General features: G+C 72.7%; 16 protein-coding genes. 3 read left to right on the forward strand and 13 right to left on the reverse strand.

From position 1 onward, the window contains the following. Positions 1 to 121: 121 nt before the first annotated feature. Positions 122 to 793: an enoyl-CoA hydratase-related protein gene (locus tag NI17_RS07680; RefSeq protein WP_243597656.1), complete on the forward strand. Its 672-nt coding sequence runs from the start codon at positions 122 to 124 to the stop codon at positions 791 to 793. Positions 794 to 846: 53 nt separating this feature from the next. Here the strand turns inward: NI17_RS07680 and NI17_RS07685 are convergent, their stop codons facing one another. Then, entirely contained in the window at positions 847 to 1,821 is a 975-nt protein-coding gene (locus NI17_RS07685; RefSeq protein ID WP_068690425.1) for an acyltransferase domain-containing protein, read from the reverse strand. Positions 1,822 to 2,068: 247 nt separating this feature from the next. On the opposite strand from NI17_RS07685, the gene NI17_RS07690 reads away from it, so the two are divergent. Then, on the forward strand, positions 2,069 to 3,616 hold the full coding sequence (locus tag NI17_RS07690; RefSeq protein ID WP_068690426.1) for an AMP-binding protein: 1,548 nt from the start codon (positions 2,069 to 2,071) through the stop codon (positions 3,614 to 3,616). 21 nt (positions 3,617 to 3,637) lie between these two features. Here the strand turns inward: NI17_RS07690 and NI17_RS07695 are convergent, their stop codons facing one another. The 11 genes from NI17_RS07695 to NI17_RS07745 all read right to left on the reverse strand — a co-directional run bounded on the left by NI17_RS07695 (position 3,638) and on the right by NI17_RS07745 (position 13,842). After that, positions 3,638 to 3,928 carry a 4a-hydroxytetrahydrobiopterin dehydratase gene (locus NI17_RS07695; RefSeq protein ID WP_068690428.1) on the reverse strand — a complete coding sequence of 97 codons (291 nt, stop codon included), beginning with the start codon at positions 3,926 to 3,928 and terminating at the stop codon, positions 3,638 to 3,640. Positions 3,929 to 4,060: 132 nt separating this feature from the next. Beyond that, positions 4,061 to 4,252, reverse strand: a complete 192-nt coding sequence (locus tag NI17_RS07700; RefSeq protein WP_147416856.1) for a hypothetical protein — start codon at positions 4,250 to 4,252, stop codon at positions 4,061 to 4,063. A gap of 101 nt (positions 4,253 to 4,353) precedes the next feature. After that, entirely contained in the window at positions 4,354 to 6,114 is a 1,761-nt protein-coding gene (locus tag NI17_RS07705; protein WP_243597657.1) for a SpoIIE family protein phosphatase, read from the reverse strand. Positions 6,115 to 6,264: 150 nt separating this feature from the next. Continuing rightward, positions 6,265 to 7,299, reverse strand: coding sequence for a site-specific integrase (locus tag NI17_RS07710; RefSeq protein ID WP_068690433.1), 1,035 nt, complete (start codon positions 7,297 to 7,299; stop codon positions 6,265 to 6,267). A 76-nt stretch (positions 7,300 to 7,375) separates the two neighbouring features. Then, a complete protein-coding gene (locus tag NI17_RS07715; protein WP_234401852.1) occupies positions 7,376 to 8,077 on the reverse strand; it encodes an FAD-dependent monooxygenase in 702 nt (233 codons plus the stop codon). Positions 8,078 to 10,384: 2,307 nt separating this feature from the next. Further along, on the reverse strand, positions 10,385 to 10,576 hold the full coding sequence (locus NI17_RS07720) for a type II toxin-antitoxin system HicA family toxin (protein ID WP_068690435.1): 192 nt from the start codon (positions 10,574 to 10,576) through the stop codon (positions 10,385 to 10,387). Further along, complete coding sequence (locus tag NI17_RS07725) at positions 10,573 to 10,809, reverse strand: type II toxin-antitoxin system HicB family antitoxin (RefSeq protein ID WP_068690437.1); 237 nt, start codon at positions 10,807 to 10,809, stop codon at positions 10,573 to 10,575. The genes NI17_RS07720 and NI17_RS07725 overlap by 4 nt, the downstream gene beginning before the upstream one ends. A gap of 175 nt (positions 10,810 to 10,984) precedes the next feature. Next, a complete protein-coding gene (locus NI17_RS07730) occupies positions 10,985 to 11,830 on the reverse strand; it encodes a VanZ family protein (protein WP_068690438.1) in 846 nt (281 codons plus the stop codon). A 323-nt stretch (positions 11,831 to 12,153) separates the two neighbouring features. Further along, the gene (locus NI17_RS07735; RefSeq protein WP_068690439.1) at positions 12,154 to 12,474 is read right to left on the reverse strand and encodes a hypothetical protein; all 321 of its coding nucleotides are present in this window, start codon (positions 12,472 to 12,474) and stop codon (positions 12,154 to 12,156) included. 264 nt (positions 12,475 to 12,738) lie between these two features. Beyond that, positions 12,739 to 13,224 carry a DUF4158 domain-containing protein gene (locus NI17_RS24535; RefSeq protein ID WP_324609956.1) on the reverse strand — a complete coding sequence of 162 codons (486 nt, stop codon included), beginning with the start codon at positions 13,222 to 13,224 and terminating at the stop codon, positions 12,739 to 12,741. Between the two features lie 21 nt (positions 13,225 to 13,245). Continuing rightward, the gene (locus NI17_RS07745) at positions 13,246 to 13,842 is read right to left on the reverse strand and encodes a LysE/ArgO family amino acid transporter (RefSeq protein ID WP_243597658.1); all 597 of its coding nucleotides are present in this window, start codon (positions 13,840 to 13,842) and stop codon (positions 13,246 to 13,248) included. A gap of 69 nt (positions 13,843 to 13,911) precedes the next feature. Here NI17_RS07745 and NI17_RS07750 point away from each other — a divergent pair, with 69 nt between their 5' ends. After that, positions 13,912 to 14,787, forward strand: coding sequence for a LysR family transcriptional regulator ArgP (locus NI17_RS07750; RefSeq protein WP_068690443.1), 876 nt, complete (start codon positions 13,912 to 13,914; stop codon positions 14,785 to 14,787). 171 nt (positions 14,788 to 14,958) lie between these two features. Here the strand turns inward: NI17_RS07750 and NI17_RS07755 are convergent, their stop codons facing one another. After that, positions 14,959 to 15,423 carry a nuclear transport factor 2 family protein gene (locus NI17_RS07755; protein ID WP_084012552.1) on the reverse strand — a complete coding sequence of 155 codons (465 nt, stop codon included), beginning with the start codon at positions 15,421 to 15,423 and terminating at the stop codon, positions 14,959 to 14,961. Positions 15,424 to 15,536 lie beyond the last annotated feature (113 nt).

Genomic DNA, 15,536 nt, shown 5'->3' on the forward strand with positions numbered 1-15,536 from the left:
TGGACGGCGGTGATGCGGGCGTGGGCGGCTCCCCCCACCCCAACCTTGGTTACCGGATAGTAACATTGGGGGTCGCACACCCCCGGGTGCTGCGCCCCGACCCCACCTGTGAGGAGCCGCCATGCCCACCCTCGACCGCCAGGGCGACGTCTTCGTCCTCGACCTCGGCGACGGCGAGAACCGCTTCCACCCCGACTGGATCGCCGCGGTCAACGCCGCACTCGACGAGGTGGAGAAGACGGAGGGGCCACGCGCCCTGGTGACCGCCGCCACCGGCAAGTTCTTCTCCAACGGGCTGGACCTGGACTGGCTGGCCGCCCACCCCGACCAGCACGTCGACTACGTCGTCAGCGTCCACGCGCTGCTCGCGCGGACGCTGACGCTGCCGCTGGTCACCGTCGCCGCCCTGCAGGGCCACACCTTCGCGGCCGGCGCCATGCTCTCCCTGGCCCACGACTTCCGCGTGATGCGCGCCGACCGGGGGTTCTGGTGTCTGCCCGAGGCCGACATCAACATCCCCTTCACCCCCGGCATGTCCGCGCTCATCCAGGCCAGGCTGGCCCCGCAGACCGCGCACGAGGCCATGGTCACCGCCCGCCGCTACGGCGGCCACGACGCGCTGGCCGCGGGCGTCGTCGACCACGCGGTGGCCGCCGACGCCGTGCGCGCCACCGCCGTGGACGTCGCCGCCGCCCTGGCCGCCAAGGCCGGATCCACCGTCGGCACCATCAAGACCCGCATGTACGCCCCGGCCCTGGCCGCGCTCACCGACACCGAGGCCCCGCTCGGCTGAACGGCCGGGCGGCCGACGCGGCGCGGGGCCCGCCCCGGGGCGGGCCCCACCCGTCAGGGCAGGCGCAGCCAGCCGGTGCGCACCCGCCAGGAGCCGCCGCGCTCCAGCAGGTCCAGCACGCCGCGCTGCAGGCGACTGGCGGGCTCGACCCGGTCGGGGGCCACCTCGGGGCACTCGAACACGAACCGGAACACGTCGGCGTCGCCGGGGCCGACCCGGTCGGTCAGGGTGAAGCGGTCCTGGAAGGCGAGGATGTTGGAGCCGGCTGGCAGGTACCGCCGGAGCTGGGGGTCCAGCAGCCAGGAGGTGCAGGTGGCCACGCGCACCTCCTGGCCGGTGACGGCGGCCAGCACCGCGCGGGCGCGAGCCAGGGAGGCGTCCACCGCCTCGGGGGCCAGCGGCCCGGAGGCGGGGATGTGCAGGCGCGCCAGGGGCTGTCCGCCCGCCAGTTCCGCGACACCGGGGAAGTCGCCGTCGTCGAGGCGGGCCGTCTCGTACTGCAGGCGCCCCACCTCCAACAGCGACCCGCGGTAGTGCAGGGCGATCCAGACGGGCAGGTCCAGACCCACCCGCCCGTACATGCGGCGGGTCTTGGCCACGTGGCGGCCCACGTCGGCGAGGGTGGCCGCGGTGACGTCGGCGGGCACACCGCGGCGGCGGTGCTGCTCGCGCAGCAGGGGCGTGGCGGCGAGGAACGCGTAGACGGGGGCGCAGCGCACACGGGCGTCGTCGGCGGAGGTCAGGTCGGGCCAGTCGACCCAGCCGGGGCGGCCCTGGTCGGCGACGACACGGGCGTGGCAGGCGTCCAGCAGCCACCGGGCGGTATCGGGCCAGTCCGGGGCGGGCCACAGGGCCAGCAGGTCGGCGCGGTCCGCCTCATCGAACGCGAGCGCGTCCAACACCCCGCGCGCGGCCTCGGGCGGAGGCAGCGGCGCGGGCTCGGGAGCGGGAAAGTCGGCGAGGGAGGCCAGGGTGGGGGCCGCGTCGGCGGCAAGCCCCAGGGCACGAGCGGTCGCGGAAAGGTCCATGCTGCCATCCTGGCGGCCTTTCCGTCCTCCGGGGAAAGGGATTCTTCGGGCCCGTCCCACCGCCCCGGGGGACGGCCCCTCAGAGGGCAGCAGCCCGAAAAAAGCAAGATGCTACCTGGAAGACACCGGTAGTGGTGGTGCACGCAATGATTTTTCTTTCCGGTGAGGCGCACGTCACATTCGGCGCATAGGCTTTGCTTCGACAACACCTGACCGACCCCATGACCACGAAAGGGGACAGACAGCGATGGCCGACCCCGAACAGCAGGTCCGCGACTGGCTCACCGCCTACACCGCACCCACCACGACCGTGGCCCACCTGCTGTGTGATCGGCACGACCCGGCCCGCACCGCCGTCACCGAGGTCGCCCCCGACCTGTCGGCGACCACCCTGACCTTCGGCGACCTCGCCCACCGCTCGACGGCCCTGGCCGCGGTCCTGGCCGGACGCGGCGTGGGCGCGGGCGACCGCGTGGCCACCCTGCTGCCCCTCGGTACCGAGTTGACCGTCACCGCCGTGGCCGTCTGGCGGCTGGGCGCCGTCCTGGTCCCGCTGCCCCCCGTCCTGGCCGCCTCGGCCGTCGACCAGCGGCTGCGGCAGGCGGCCGCACGCACCGTGGTCTGCACCGGTGACCAGACCGCCAAGCTCGCCCCCGACGCCGTCCAGGCGGTGGTGGCCGTCGACCGCGACGCGCCCGCGGCCGAGACGGGACAGGCCCCCGAGCCCGCAGCCGCCGCCCCCGACGCCCCCCTGCTGATCAGCCACACCCCCGGAGTGGCCGGCCCCCCACGCCAGATCACCGTTCCCGTGCGCGCCCTGGCCGCCTTCCACGCCCACCACCACTACGGACTGGGCGTGCGCGACGACGACGTCTACTGGTGCTTCAGCGAGCCCGGCGACCCCCACGGCCTCTACTACGGGCTCATCTCCCCCCTGCTGGCCGGGCACGCCTGCCTGCACCTGCGCGCGGGCTTCGACCCGGAGCTGACACTGGACGTGATGGAGACCTTCGGCGTCACCCGCCTGGCGGCGGCCCCCACCGTCTACCGGGCGCTGCGCACGGCCACCAAGACCCTGCCGCCCGAGATCATGGTGCGCAGCCTGGCCAGCAACGGCGACGCGCTGCGCACCGACCTCACCGACTGGGCACTGGGCACCTTCGGGGTGGGCATCAGCGACCACTACGGCAACGCCGAGAGCGGGATCGTGGCCGTGGGCGACGGACACGGCGGCCCGCTGACCGCCCTGCCCGGATTCACGCTGGCCGTTTTGGACCCGCTCAGCGACACCCCCGCCGAGACCGGGACGGTCGGCCGGGTGGCCGTCGACACCGCCACCAGCCCCGCCTGGTGGTTCGACGGCTACTCCGACGACCCCCTGGCCTCGGCGCGCCGCTTCAGCCCCGACCGCCGCTGGTACCTGACCGGCGACACCGGGACCGTCGACGAGTACGGCGCCGTCCACCTGACCCGCCGCGACGGCGAGGTGATCATCACCTCCGGCTACCGGATCGGCCCCTACGACGTGGAGTCGGTGCTGCTGGGGCACGAGGCGGTCGACGAGGTCGCCGTCTACGGCGTTCCCGACCCCGCGCGGGGCGCGCTTGTCGCGGCCAACGTGGTGACCGCCCCGGGCGTCTCCCCCACCCCGGAGCTCGCCGAGGAGCTCAAGCGGCTGGTCGCCGAACGCTTCGCCGAGGCCGCCGTGCCGCAGCGGTTGACGTTCGTCGCGCACCTGCCCAAGACCGCCAGCGGCAAGCTGCGCCGCAACCGGCTGCGCGCCAGCGCCGCCTGAGCCCGCCCCGGGCGCCACCGTTCACCCCTGTTCGACGAGCACGTCGATCCGTGCGGCCAGCCTCAGGTCGCGTTCGGTCAGACGACCCACGTCGTGGCTGGTCAGGGTGAAGGTGACGGTGGTGTAGCGGATGTCGATGTCGGGGTGGTGGTTGGCCTCCTCGGCCGCCCGGGCGACCCGCACCACCAGGTCGATGGCGTCGGTGAAGCTCGGCACGGTGACGCTGCGGGTGATGGTCTGGCCCTCACGGCGCCAGGCGGGCAGCCGGTTCAGCGCCGCCTCCAGCGTGGTCTCGTTGCTCGTGTCGACCATGGTCGCTCCTCCTCGGTTCGGTGGCTTCCCCGTCGCCCTACCCGAAACGAGGGTGTTTCCGCCCCTCACGCACACGACGCACGGGAGGCGGGGACGCTCGACCAGCGGCACCGCAACGCCGTCCGAACCGGATCAGACGCAGGTCCGGCCCCCGGCGAGGACGTGGCGTGCGTCGGCCGCGAGAGCCGATCCGGTGTGCCGGTGGTAGGGAAGTGGGATGAGCGCGGTCGACAGCGCCCAGGTCGCGTCGTCGACGTCCATGGCCGAACGGAAGACGCCGCGCGCCTCGGCGGCCAGCAGGTTCCACGCCACGATCAGGTCCACGGCCGGATCCCCCACCCCCGCTGCCCGTCCACCCGTCACCCCGCCGCGGGCCACGGTCGCCGCACCGGGATGCGCGCCGCCGTCGCAGGAGCCGACCGGGCTCACGACGTCGCGGACACGCGGTCGGGCTCGGGGACGCGCAGGGCGATCAGGGCGACGTCGTCGTCGTTGTCGGAGGGGCGGACCCGTTCGACGAGCAGGTCGCACAGGTCGTCGACGGGGTGGCGGGCCAGTTCGGCGGCGTGCCGACGCAGCCGGGCCATCCCCTCGTCCACACTGTGGCGGGGCGACTCGATCAGCCCGTCGGTGTAGAACACCACCGTGCTCGCCACGGGCAGCTCCACGGCGGCGTCGGCGCGCGGGGACGCCAGGTCGGTGCCCAGCAGCAGGCCGTGCCCGTCGTCGAGGAAACGGGCCCGGCCGTCGCCCGTCACCAGCAGAGGCGGCGGATGTCCCGCGTTGGTCCACCGCAGCAGCCGCGGTCCGGGGCCCCTGCCCTCCAGGCGGGCGAAGACCATGGTGGCCATGGACGCCTCACTGATGTGCCCCATGGCCCGGTCGAGTCGGCAGACGACTCTGCTGGGCGGTTCGCCGCTGTCCCAGGCCAGCGCGCGCAGCATGTTGCGGATCTGGGCCATGTGGGCCGCGGCCTGCAGGTCGTGTCCCACCACGTCGCCGATCACCAGGGCCGGGATCCCGTCGGACAGCAGGAAGGCGTCGTACCAGTCGCCGCCGACTTGGGAGGAGTACGGCGCGGGATGGTAGCGGGCGGCCGTCTCCAACTCCGAACTCTTCGGCAGCGGCGGCAGCAGGTAGCGCTGCATCGTCTCGGCGACCCGCTGCTGCCTCTCGTACAGCCGCGCGTTGTCGACCGCGAGCCCGGCCTGGCGGGCCAGGTCGTCGACCAGCGCCAGTTCGGTGGTGTCGAAGTCGCGGTGCTGGTCGGCGCGGCCCAGGGTGAGCGCTCCCAGGATCGATCCGCGCGGTCCGCGCAGCGGCGCGGCGATCGCCGAGTGCATTCCGGTGCGTTCGAACAGCTCCCGCTGCACCACCGCCATGTCCGAGTCCGGGGGGCGCCGGTAGTCCCGCGGGCTGACCCGGGTGGTGGGCGCGCCCCGCAGGACCCGCGACAGGGGCATCGGGGAGGCCTCCGGGATGGGCGGCATCGACCTCTGCAGTCCGCTCACCCGCACGTGGCGGTCGTCCTCGTGGTGCACCACGAGGACGCGTTCGAGTTCGCCGAGCTCGTTGACCAGGTCGACCACCGCCCAGTCGGCCAGGCGGGGGGTGACCAGCCGCACCAGACGCCACAGCGCCTCCTTGACCTGCAGGGTGGAGGTGAGTACCGAGGTGGCCTCGGCGAGCAGGGAGAGGCTGTCGGCCAGGCTGGTCAGCGCGGCCACGTGGTCGGTGGGGGCCGGATCGGTGATCTCGTCGTCGTGGGGGACGCGTTCGTGGAAGAGCACCGCCGCGCCGGTGGTGCCCTCGTCGATCTCGTAGGGGGTGATCATCCAGACCACGGGGAGCAGGGTGCCGTCTCCGCGCAGGAACCACTTGTTGCCGCCGTGGGCCGCCCGCCCCTTGAGGAAGGCCTTCATCAACTGGCACTGCGCACGCGGCAGGAGAACCCCGCCCGCGCCCCGGTGCAGCAGGTCGTGGGCGTTGTGTCCCAGCATGGAGGAGACCGGACGGCCGAGCAGCTCCTCGCCCCGGGGGTTGACCGCGATGATCTGCTCGCGGTCGTCGGTCATGTACACCCCGACGTCGAGCCCGGCCAGCACCTTGCGTGCCAGGTCGGGGTCGGCTCTGGGGAGACGGGACGGGGACTCTCCGCGCGGCGCGCCCTGGTGGTTGCTACCCAATGGTCCGCCTTTCTGGGTGAACACGCGTTCGCCCAGTTCGAGCCTAACTGTTCCGCAGAAGCGGATTCGGAAACCCCTGTTTCGCGGTGGAGGCGGTGAGTCGCGGACCGTGCCGGACGTGCGGCTTGCAGAGACGAAGACCGGGGCGACTCACAGTCCAACGTGGCGGATGGGGTTGTCATTCCACGCGTCGGCGGGGCGGATGTAGGTGTCGACCACGGGTGAGCGCAGCGACCAGCGGCCCTGGCGGGCGATGTGGGCGCGGGGCACGCGGGCGGCCGCGGCGGCGGTGGCCGCCCCGGCGCGCAGGGAGTGGGCGGTGACGGGGGCGTCGATTCCGGCGCGCTGGGCGAGGGTCTTGACGACGTGGTTGATACCCGCGCCGCTCATGCGCCCGGAGCCGCGGACCGTGGCGCCGGGGGTTCCGGCGGGGCGGCCGTGGCGGTCGACGGCGCGCAGCAGCGGGCCGGTGGTGATTCCGGTCTCAGCGAGCGCGGCGATCCAGGCGAGGGTGGTGCGCACCGGGCAGGTCCGCGCCAGCGAGCCGTAGGGGACGGCGACACCGGCCCCGACGGAGTCGCGGTCGGTCTTGGAGGTGCGCACGCGCACCTCCAGCCCTTCGGCGACCTCGCGGACGTCGTCGATGTCGAGGGCGGCCAGTTCGCTGCGGCGGGCCATCATCGCGAAGCCGAGCAGGCACAGGGTGCGGTCGCGCAGCCCGACCAGGTCATCGCCGGTGGCGTCGACCATGGCGCGCAACTGGTCGACGGTGAGCGCGGGGGCGCGGCGCGGGGTGTGTCCGGCCTGGGCGCGTTCCCGGCGGTAGGAGCGCAGGACCATGCGGGCGGGTTTGGTGTCCAGCGGCAGGCCGACGGCGGTGTGGTGGGACTGGATGGTGCCCAGGGCACGGTCGACGGTGGCGGGCGCGGGGGGCGGGACGGTGCGGGTGAGGGCGTCGACGTAGGTGGCGAGGGTGGCGGCGGAGGCGGGCAGGGCGCTGCGGTCGTGGGCGTCGCACCAGGTGCGGAAGGCGGTCCAGTCACGGCTGTAGGCGGTGCGGGTGTTGGCGGCCCAACTGTCGGCGATGCGCGCGGCCGCGGCCTCGCTCAGTTCGTTGTCGACGGCGGGCACGGTGTCGCGGCCGGCGGCGGGGACGAGCGGCCCGTGGGGGTGGGGGGTGGTCATCGAACGCCTTGTCCTTCCTCGCGGTGCCGGTGCGGCTCCTCCAACCGGGCTATTAAGGCACAGGTCGGGCACACGATCAAAAACCCCGCCCTGCCGGGGTGTCGGCTCCCCGCGCGGCGCTCCCCGCGGAACCCGGGCGGACCCGCACCAACTGGGCGAGTAGGGCCAGTACCGGCAGCTCCAGCAGCGGTCCCACCACCGGGGCGACGGCGACCAGGGGTGCCACAGCGAAGAAGACCGCCAGCGGGACCAGCAGATCCGCGCCGCAGGCCAGGACGGTGCGGGCCTGCCCGGCGAACATCGCGAACACGGCCGCGTACAGCAGCGGCAGCACCACGTGCCCGGCCGGGCCGGTGACGAACCGCTCCCGCCGGGCTGGGTCCCCGAACCGCAGGGAGGCCCGGCGCAGCACCACCGCCAGCACCAGGGGGGCGACGAGCACGAGCAGGACCGACTCGGCCAGCAGTCGGTCGACGGCGGGCTGGGGGATGCCGAGGACGTAGGAGTGCGTGGTGTCCAGCCGGTCCGGCCACGGCTTGTCGATACCGGCGAAGTAGCCGCCGAGCACGTATTTTCGGCCGTGTGCGAGGAACCGCTCCAGCAGGCCGCGCTGGTCCATCACCTCGATGCTGCGCACGTGCAGACCGAGCGCGCGCACGACCTCGGTCGGCTCCGTCTCCTTCTCCAGCACGAGCGCGCGCACGCCGTGCAGCCGCAGTTCACCGGCCAGCATCAAACCGGTCGGCCCACCGCCGACCACGATCACGTCGATGCCCATCACGCAACCCCGTTCGACCGCGGCTTCGGCCGGCCGCACCGCGGATTCCGGCTTCAGCTGGAGATTCTGCGGCACGGCCCGGGTCCTGCCGCAAGCCCCCCGGTGGGCTGCGCCGTGGAAACGGCAGGGAGTGCGCAACCTCCTCGCCACTGTTGTTCTCCGCCGTCCGCCGTGCGCGACGGGCGGGGGAAGAGCGGCATCCATGCCCGCCGGTACGGGAGGAACGGTGCCGACGCCGGGCGCCCCGCTCCTGCGACGTCACCGGTGCGGGATGGGCACGCCCGCGGCGCGGAGCGCGCTCTCGACCAGCGCGTTCAGCCGGACCCAGGCCGGTGCCCGGTCTTCGCCGTGGTGGCTGGTCAGCCCGTAGCGGGTCGCGGTCCCGGTGCGGGCCCGGAAAGAGGAAGTGGCCGGTCACGGCGGTGGCCAGTTCGGCGATGCGCGGGTCCTCGGGGTCCCAGGACGCGGCCTCCCCGCAGCGCTTGTTCAAAGCGATGAACCGGGTGTCGTCCAGGGCGTGCGCGACCCCCGACAGTTCACGGCACCTCGCGGCGCGGGAGCGGCAGATCGCACTGCTCACCCGTGGCCGCCCCTGGGACGGCGCGATGGCCCAGCGCTGCTTCGGCCAGGCGGTGGCCCACCCGAACCGCGATGGGGAAACGGGGCCGGAACCTGGAGATCGGGTGCGGCCCGCCGACACCCGCGGCCGGCTCCCAGTCGGCGTCGCCGAGGACGGAGGAGCGGTCCAGGTGCGCGCGAGGGCGGCTCGGTGCGGCGGCCGTAGAGGACCGCCTGCTCATCGGTGAGGAACTCGGCCGGCATGCCCTGGAAGGTACGAGCAGGGGCGCGGTGCTCAGCGCGGGTCTTCGTTGCGGTGCTCCCCACCCCCCGTGTTCGGACCCGCCTCGCCGGAACCCGCCGCCGGCGGCCTCTTCCGCGCGCGGCGGAGAGGTCGGCCGCTGTGGAGCGGCGACCGGGGCCACCCGGCGGCCCGCTCCTCCCGCACTCCTCGGCGGGGCGGCGGGCGGCCCGCACCACTTCCGAGCTGCGGAGACGATTCGTTGCGGCCCGCTGCAACGCTATGGCGGCACCCCCGGCGCCCGGGGCGGAGGCGGCCCGGCGGGCGGGGCGACCCCCGCTTTTCTGGTTTGCGATAAGGGAAGGTTATCGAAAACCAGCGGAACAGCGGCCCCCGGCGCCCTCTTCGCTCATTCTGTTTGCTGAAACCTTTTACGTTATGCATTAACGTTACTTACGCTACGAAATTAAACAGGGGGCGGGCAGACCGAGGGCTCAGGAGGCGGCCCCTCCCCGGACCGAGTGCGTCGACCGCTACCGGGGCAGGACCGGGGTGGTGGTCAAGGCCCAGTTCTCCCGAAGCTACGGCGAGCCGCAAAGTAGCTCGTGACTCGTGCGCTCAGCCCAGCAGCCGGTGGAAGAACCGCTCTTCGCCCTCGGAGGCGATCGACGCGGGCAGGGCGAGCAGCGACTCCAGACGGAGCGGCTCCCCCAGGTCCAGCACGGTGCGTGGAAGCCGCTCGCTCGTACAGTCGGACGGTGCGTTTGACCAGCGCCGCGCCGATACCCCGACCGCGGTGGGAGGGGGTCTACCGCCAACCCTCTGAGCTTGGTGATGACCAGCATCAGGGCCAGGCCCTGGACCTCGTTGGCCCGGCGGGATGGTCAGGGCGCAGCCGACGACCCGTCCGTCGCGATCGGTGGCCACGAGCAGCGCCGACAGGCCCGCGAAGGGGGCGACCTCGCGGCCGTGCAGGGGTGCCACTCGCCACGGTTCGCACCGCGCTCTCGTTGTCGCGCTGGGCCAGGCACTCGTGCAGCAACAGGGCGGTGTCCGCCTTCCCAGCGGCGGCGTTCAGGTCCTCGGTGATGTCGGTGCCCACGTCGGCCAGCAGTTCGGCGGCCCGGGGCAGGCCGTCGGGGTGTGCCGGGCGGATGCGGCCGCCGGCGGGAGCAGACCATCCCTTGGCGAGCTTCTCGGGGGTGATGGGGGAACGGGGGCGGAGCGCTTCTTCTGTTTGGCCACTCCCTTGAGTTGGCCAACCCAACCCACTGGCCAGACGAAACGAATGGCCAATGGCCCCGGGCCTCGGCCAGGACATCGACGAAGTCGCCGCGGACACGACAGCAGGTCCCAGAAGCACGCCCCACCGCGGCCTCTGCGAGGCGGGATCCGGACTGATTCGGCGAACACCTGCATGCCCGCGTACCGGTACGCGGGCGTATGGGCAGACGGAGGGGCCGGTGCCGTTCCCGGAGGTCAAAGAAGTATGCGCATCTCTTCGGCGGTCAGCCGCTCTGCTTGAGGACGGACGCCGTCGTGCCCCGCTTCAGCTCACGATGCAGGGACACGATCACCACCTTCTGGTCGCGGCGCAGCTTGGCGTGGTCGACTCTGGTCTTGACGTGCTCGGACCCCGCACGCTTCAGGGCGGCGACGACTTCGGGGCCGGAAGCAACAGGCAGACGGGAGGGACTCACGCGGGCAGGCGTATGTCGATCGCAGCGATCGAGGTGTCCGCAGTCGTCACGCTGTGGATCTCGTCGAAAGACTCGTCCTCGAAGTACAGCTCCAGCGCGTGTCCCAGCGCGGCGATCGCCTCCTCGCGGCTCTCTCCCTGAGAGGCCGCCTCGACATCCAGCGCACGCGCCACGTGCCCGCCCAACTCCGGGTCAGGGGTCACAGCAACAGCCAGATACGCGAAGCGCCCCATGTTCTCCAGAGTACTTCCGCACGGTCCGCGCAACCTGCGCGAGACCCACACGAGGAACGGGGTGGCTCCCTCGGGAGGTCAAAACACCGCAGCCGCCCCCGGCTGCCAGGCCGGGGACGGCTGTGTGGGATCAGGGTCGGAATGCGACCGCCTGGGGGCGGTGTTCCGCGGTCTTCTACCGTGCCGGGTGGCGGACCTCTGGCTCTTCGGTGGCGGGGCCGCGATGTCGTGTGCCGTTCGTGCGGAAAAGGCCGAGGCACAGGGCGGCGACGGCGACCATGCCCACCCCTGTCGCGGAGCCCGCCGTGTTGACCAGCAGGTCACCGACGTCGGCGCTGCGCCCGGCGGCCAGCGCCCACTGGACCGTCTCGATCGCCAGCGACAGCGCCGGCCCCGCGGCCAAGCGGGCCCACCAGGCGGGGAAGGCGGCGAAGGCCAGGATGCCGATCGGGACGAACAGCAGGGCGTTGACCGTCTTCTCCTCCACGATCAGGGCCGCCGACTCCTCGGCCTGGAGGAGAGGAGGCGGCAGGGCCTCCAGTTCCGCGCGCGTGTCCAGGTCCACGTCGTGTCCGTGGGCGTCGAACCACACCACGCCGCTGTCGGTGGTGGGATAGCGGTAGAAGGCCGCATCAGCCGGGTCGGCCTCCCGGCGGGCCTGCTCCACCTCCTCCGGTGACAGCTCCCGTGCCCCGTAGTAGAGGGTCTCCTCCGGTCCCGGCCCCAGCACCAGGTAGGCGCCCTCCGGTTCGACGGCCGCCTGGCGCAGCTCCTCGTAGGCCGACAGCGGATTCCACGTCACGTCCCAACCGGTGGTGCCGACCTTGTCCCACCCCAGCATGGGCCCGGCCAGGACGAGCAGGTACACCGCGGCGGCCGCGCCCAGCAGCCACCGGGCCTCCCGCGCGAACGCCCGCGGTGAGCGGCGGCGCCATCGAGCCACCACCACGGCGGCCGCGCCCAGCACCACCAGGGCGATGCCCACCGTCAACGGCGTCACGTAGAACAGCACCTGCCACATCACGAGTCTCTTTCTCTCCTCCTGGTTCCGGCCGGGCGGACGTCCGGCCGGAACCAGGGAAGGTGTAGGAAGCCGCTTCTGCTACGGCCTCATGCGGTCACAGGCACGAGACCGTTTCGGTCTCGTACATGGTGCTCGATCCCGCAACCTGCATGAGTCCCGTAACCGGAGGACCACCATAGGTGAAGTAGGACCTGATGCGGAACGTGGCTTAGGAACTCCACTGGTCGGAGTAACCGGACTGGCGGACCCCGAACTTCGCACTGATTGTGCTGCCGTAGTCCTTGAAGTAGTCCACTGAGGCATTGCTGCAGTTGAAGGCATCAATACGCAAGGTGCCGTTGCTCAGGATGCCGTAGCCGATCGCCATCGGCCAGGGAGGCGTCCACCATGCGCCGCAGGATGCCCTTCTTGCCCGGCACCGCGGTCAGCTCCCCGATCAGCTCCTTCTCCACCCGCTTCTCCGCACGGGCGTTGATCCGGTGGATGAGACGGATCAACAGCTCCACCAGGCCGTCGATCAGCTCGGCCTGCCGGGTCCAACACAGGGCGGCCAGCAGGGTGTAGCGCACCGGCTCGGCGAAGTCGGAGGGGTACATCCGGGCCGCGCGCGAGCGCCAGGCGGCCACGATCTTCTCCGACACGCTCCCGAACGGCTCGTCCGGCAGCCCCAGGGCCTGGACGGTCTTGAGCTTGTCGATCTCGGTGAGCCGGGTCCCAGCCCCAACGGCCCGGGGTCGGACTTCACGGTCCCCAACACGCCCTCGGTGCCCAGCACCCGGCTCTGGATCCGGTCGCAGACCCCTGAGCCCAGGCGGGTCATCACGCTGGTGGTGAAGCCTCCTCAAACCGGCGCACCCCCGAGGCGACGACCCGCTCGGTCTGCCCGGGTGGGGGAGGTTCGATCTTCAGAGTGCGGCACCGGCGCCGAACGGCCTGGGCGAGCTCGTCGCGGTCGACCTCCACCGGGCACACCTGGTCGGCCAGTCAGTCGGCGAGCTGGTCCTCTTCATCCTCGGTGGCCGGATGTGTGCCGTACTTGTCGCGGATCTGATAACGGTGGTACTCGATCGTCCGACCGATCCAGGCATACTTGGCGAACAGGGCCGCCTCGACGTCACCTGGTCGGCGACGAACTCCACCGCGGCCGCCGGGATCTCCTCCGCGTAGGTGGGGATGCAACCCTCGATCTGGAAGAACTTCAGCAGCAGCGCGAAGCCGAGCCGTGTCGCCCCGCTCTTGTTGCCGACCAGTTCTCGGTCGCCTTGCTCCAGTGTCCACTCGTCGACGAGTTCTTCGGGGGTCCAGCCCTGGCGCACACCCACTCCGGGTGGTCGGCTGCTCCGACACCGCGGTTTCCGGCGGCACCGTTTCGAGCCGGGCCCACGCTCCACCGGCCCCGCCGCCCCCTGCTCTCAGCCGAGCAGCAGGCGCAGCGCGAGGGCGACCATCACGACCCCGACGGCCAGGTCGAGCAGCCGCCAGGTGGCGGGGCGGCCCAGCACGTGCGAGGCCGCACGCGCCCCGAACCCCAGGCAGGCGAACCAGGCGAGACTGCCCGCGGCGGCCCCTGCGGCGAACCACCACCGGTCCGCGCCGTGCTGGTTGGCCAGTGAGCCGAGCATGAGCACCGTGTCGAGGTAGACGTGCGGGTTGAGGTAGGTGAGCGCGAGCGTGGTGGCGACCACCGCCCACCGGCCGCCCTCCCGCTCGGGTGCGGCGTGCAGCGCCTGGGGCCGGCGCGCGCTCCACAGCGACCGCGCCCCGTAGGCGGCGAGGTAGGCCGCACCGCTCCACCGCAGCACCGCCAGCACCGTCGGATGCTGCTGCACGAGCGCGCCCACACCGCCCACCCCCACGGCGATGAGCAGCGCGTCGGAGGCGGCGCACAGGGCGACGACCAGGCCGACGTGGGCGCGTCGCAGTCCCTGGCGCAGGACGAAGGCGTTCTGCGCGCCGATGGCCATGATCAACGACAGTCCGGTCAGCAGACCGGCGACAGCAGCGGACACGCTCTGACCCTAGGGACCGCCCCCTGTGAAGTAAAACGAAAGATTCTGCGGATCCGTTAGGTTTGCTTCATGCGCGTCAGTCCCGAGCAGCTCGCCGCCCTGGTCGCGGTCGTCGACCACGGCACGTTCGACGCCGCCGCACGGCACCTGTCGGTCTCCCCCTCGGCGGTCAGCCAGCGCATCCGCGCTCTGGAGTCCCGGCTGGGCCGGGTGGTGGTGGCGCGGAGTGCGCCGTGTCGGCCGACCGAGGCGGGCCGGGTGCTGCTGCGCCTGGCCCGCCAGCAGCAGCTGCTGGAACGCGAGGCGCTGGCCGAACTGCACGCCGGGGAGCACACGGCCGTGGAGGTGGCGGTCGCGGTCAACGCGGACTCGCTGGCGACCTGGTTCGCCCGGGTGCTCGACGCGTGCGCCTCGTGGCCGGACGTGACCGTGCGGCTGCACGTGGAGGACCAGGACCACTCGGCCGCGCTCCTGCGCTCCGGGGCGGTTCTCGCGGCCGTCACCTCCGATCCCGTCGCGGTGCAGGGCTGTGCGGTGGAGCGTCTCGGCACGATGCGCTACCTGCCGGTCGCCGCCCCCGCTCTGGCCCGCGTCCACGGAGGCGAGCGGGGGACCGACTGGGCGGCGATGCCCGTGGTGCGGTTCAACGCCAAGGACGACCTGCAGCACCGGCTGCTGGCCTCCCGTGGCGTCACCGTGTCCCCGCCCACGCACGTCGTGCCCTCCTCGGAGGGGTTCGTGGCCGCGGTGCGGGCGGGGCTCGGCTGGGGCATGGTGCCACGGGAGCAGTTGGGCGACGACCTGGCAACCGGGCGGCTGGTGCGGTTGGGTGACGCTGAGGCGGTCGACGTCCCGTTGCACTGGCAGTGCTGGCGGCTGCGTTCTGAGCGCCTCGGCCGCGTCAGCGCGGCCGTGCGCGCCGCCGCGGCCGCCCTGCACCGCTGATCCGGCCGCCGCGTCCCCGAGAGGGCGCGCCCGGTCCGGCCTCGGGCGCGCTGCTGCTCTTGGCTGCGGCCGTGGAGCGACTGCTTATGGGGGCGCGCACGGACAGGACCACGCCCCGCGCGGGGCGGACCTCGTCACCGCCTCGGTGGCCGATCCCTGAGACGCCCCGCGTCACTCCGGGTGGCCGGACGGGAAGCGGGCCTCCCGCTGTCCGAGGTCTGCGCCGCGGGGCTTCTCGTGGTCGGTGCGCCACACCACCTCGGCGGCCACGCGGCGCAGGCGCCAGCCGCGCGGGGTGCGCGCCGCCTCCATGCGGTACTCCTCGCCGACGGTGGAGGCCGCGCGGCCGGGGGTGGGGCAGAAGACCGCGATCTGCTGGGCGGTGAGCGTGGCGCGGTCGCCGTCGAGGGTGATGAGCGGGTTGGTGGTCAGGTGGTGGGTGCCGGCGTGGCCGCCGTGGCTGCGACGTGCCAGGGCCGCGATCCGGTCGACGCCGCTGACCTCGCCGGAGGCCACGACGACCGTGGCGTCCTCGGTGAAGACCGAGCGCGCCTCGTCGAAGCGCCCCTCGTCGAGCCAGCGGCCGTGGCGGGCGAGCAGGTCGGTCAACTCGGCGCGGTCGGTGAGGGTCTGCAGGTGCTGCCGAAGCGTCCTCGGGTCGGTGTCGGGGAGGGGTGGTCATGGGCTGCTCCGTGACAGAAGGGTTCTGGGTGAACGGACCACACCAGTATTGGTTACACCAACATTGG

Source organism: Thermobifida halotolerans (genome assembly GCF_003574835.2).
In the GTDB taxonomy this organism is placed as follows: Bacteria; Actinomycetota; Actinomycetes; order Streptosporangiales; family Streptosporangiaceae; genus Thermobifida; species Thermobifida halotolerans.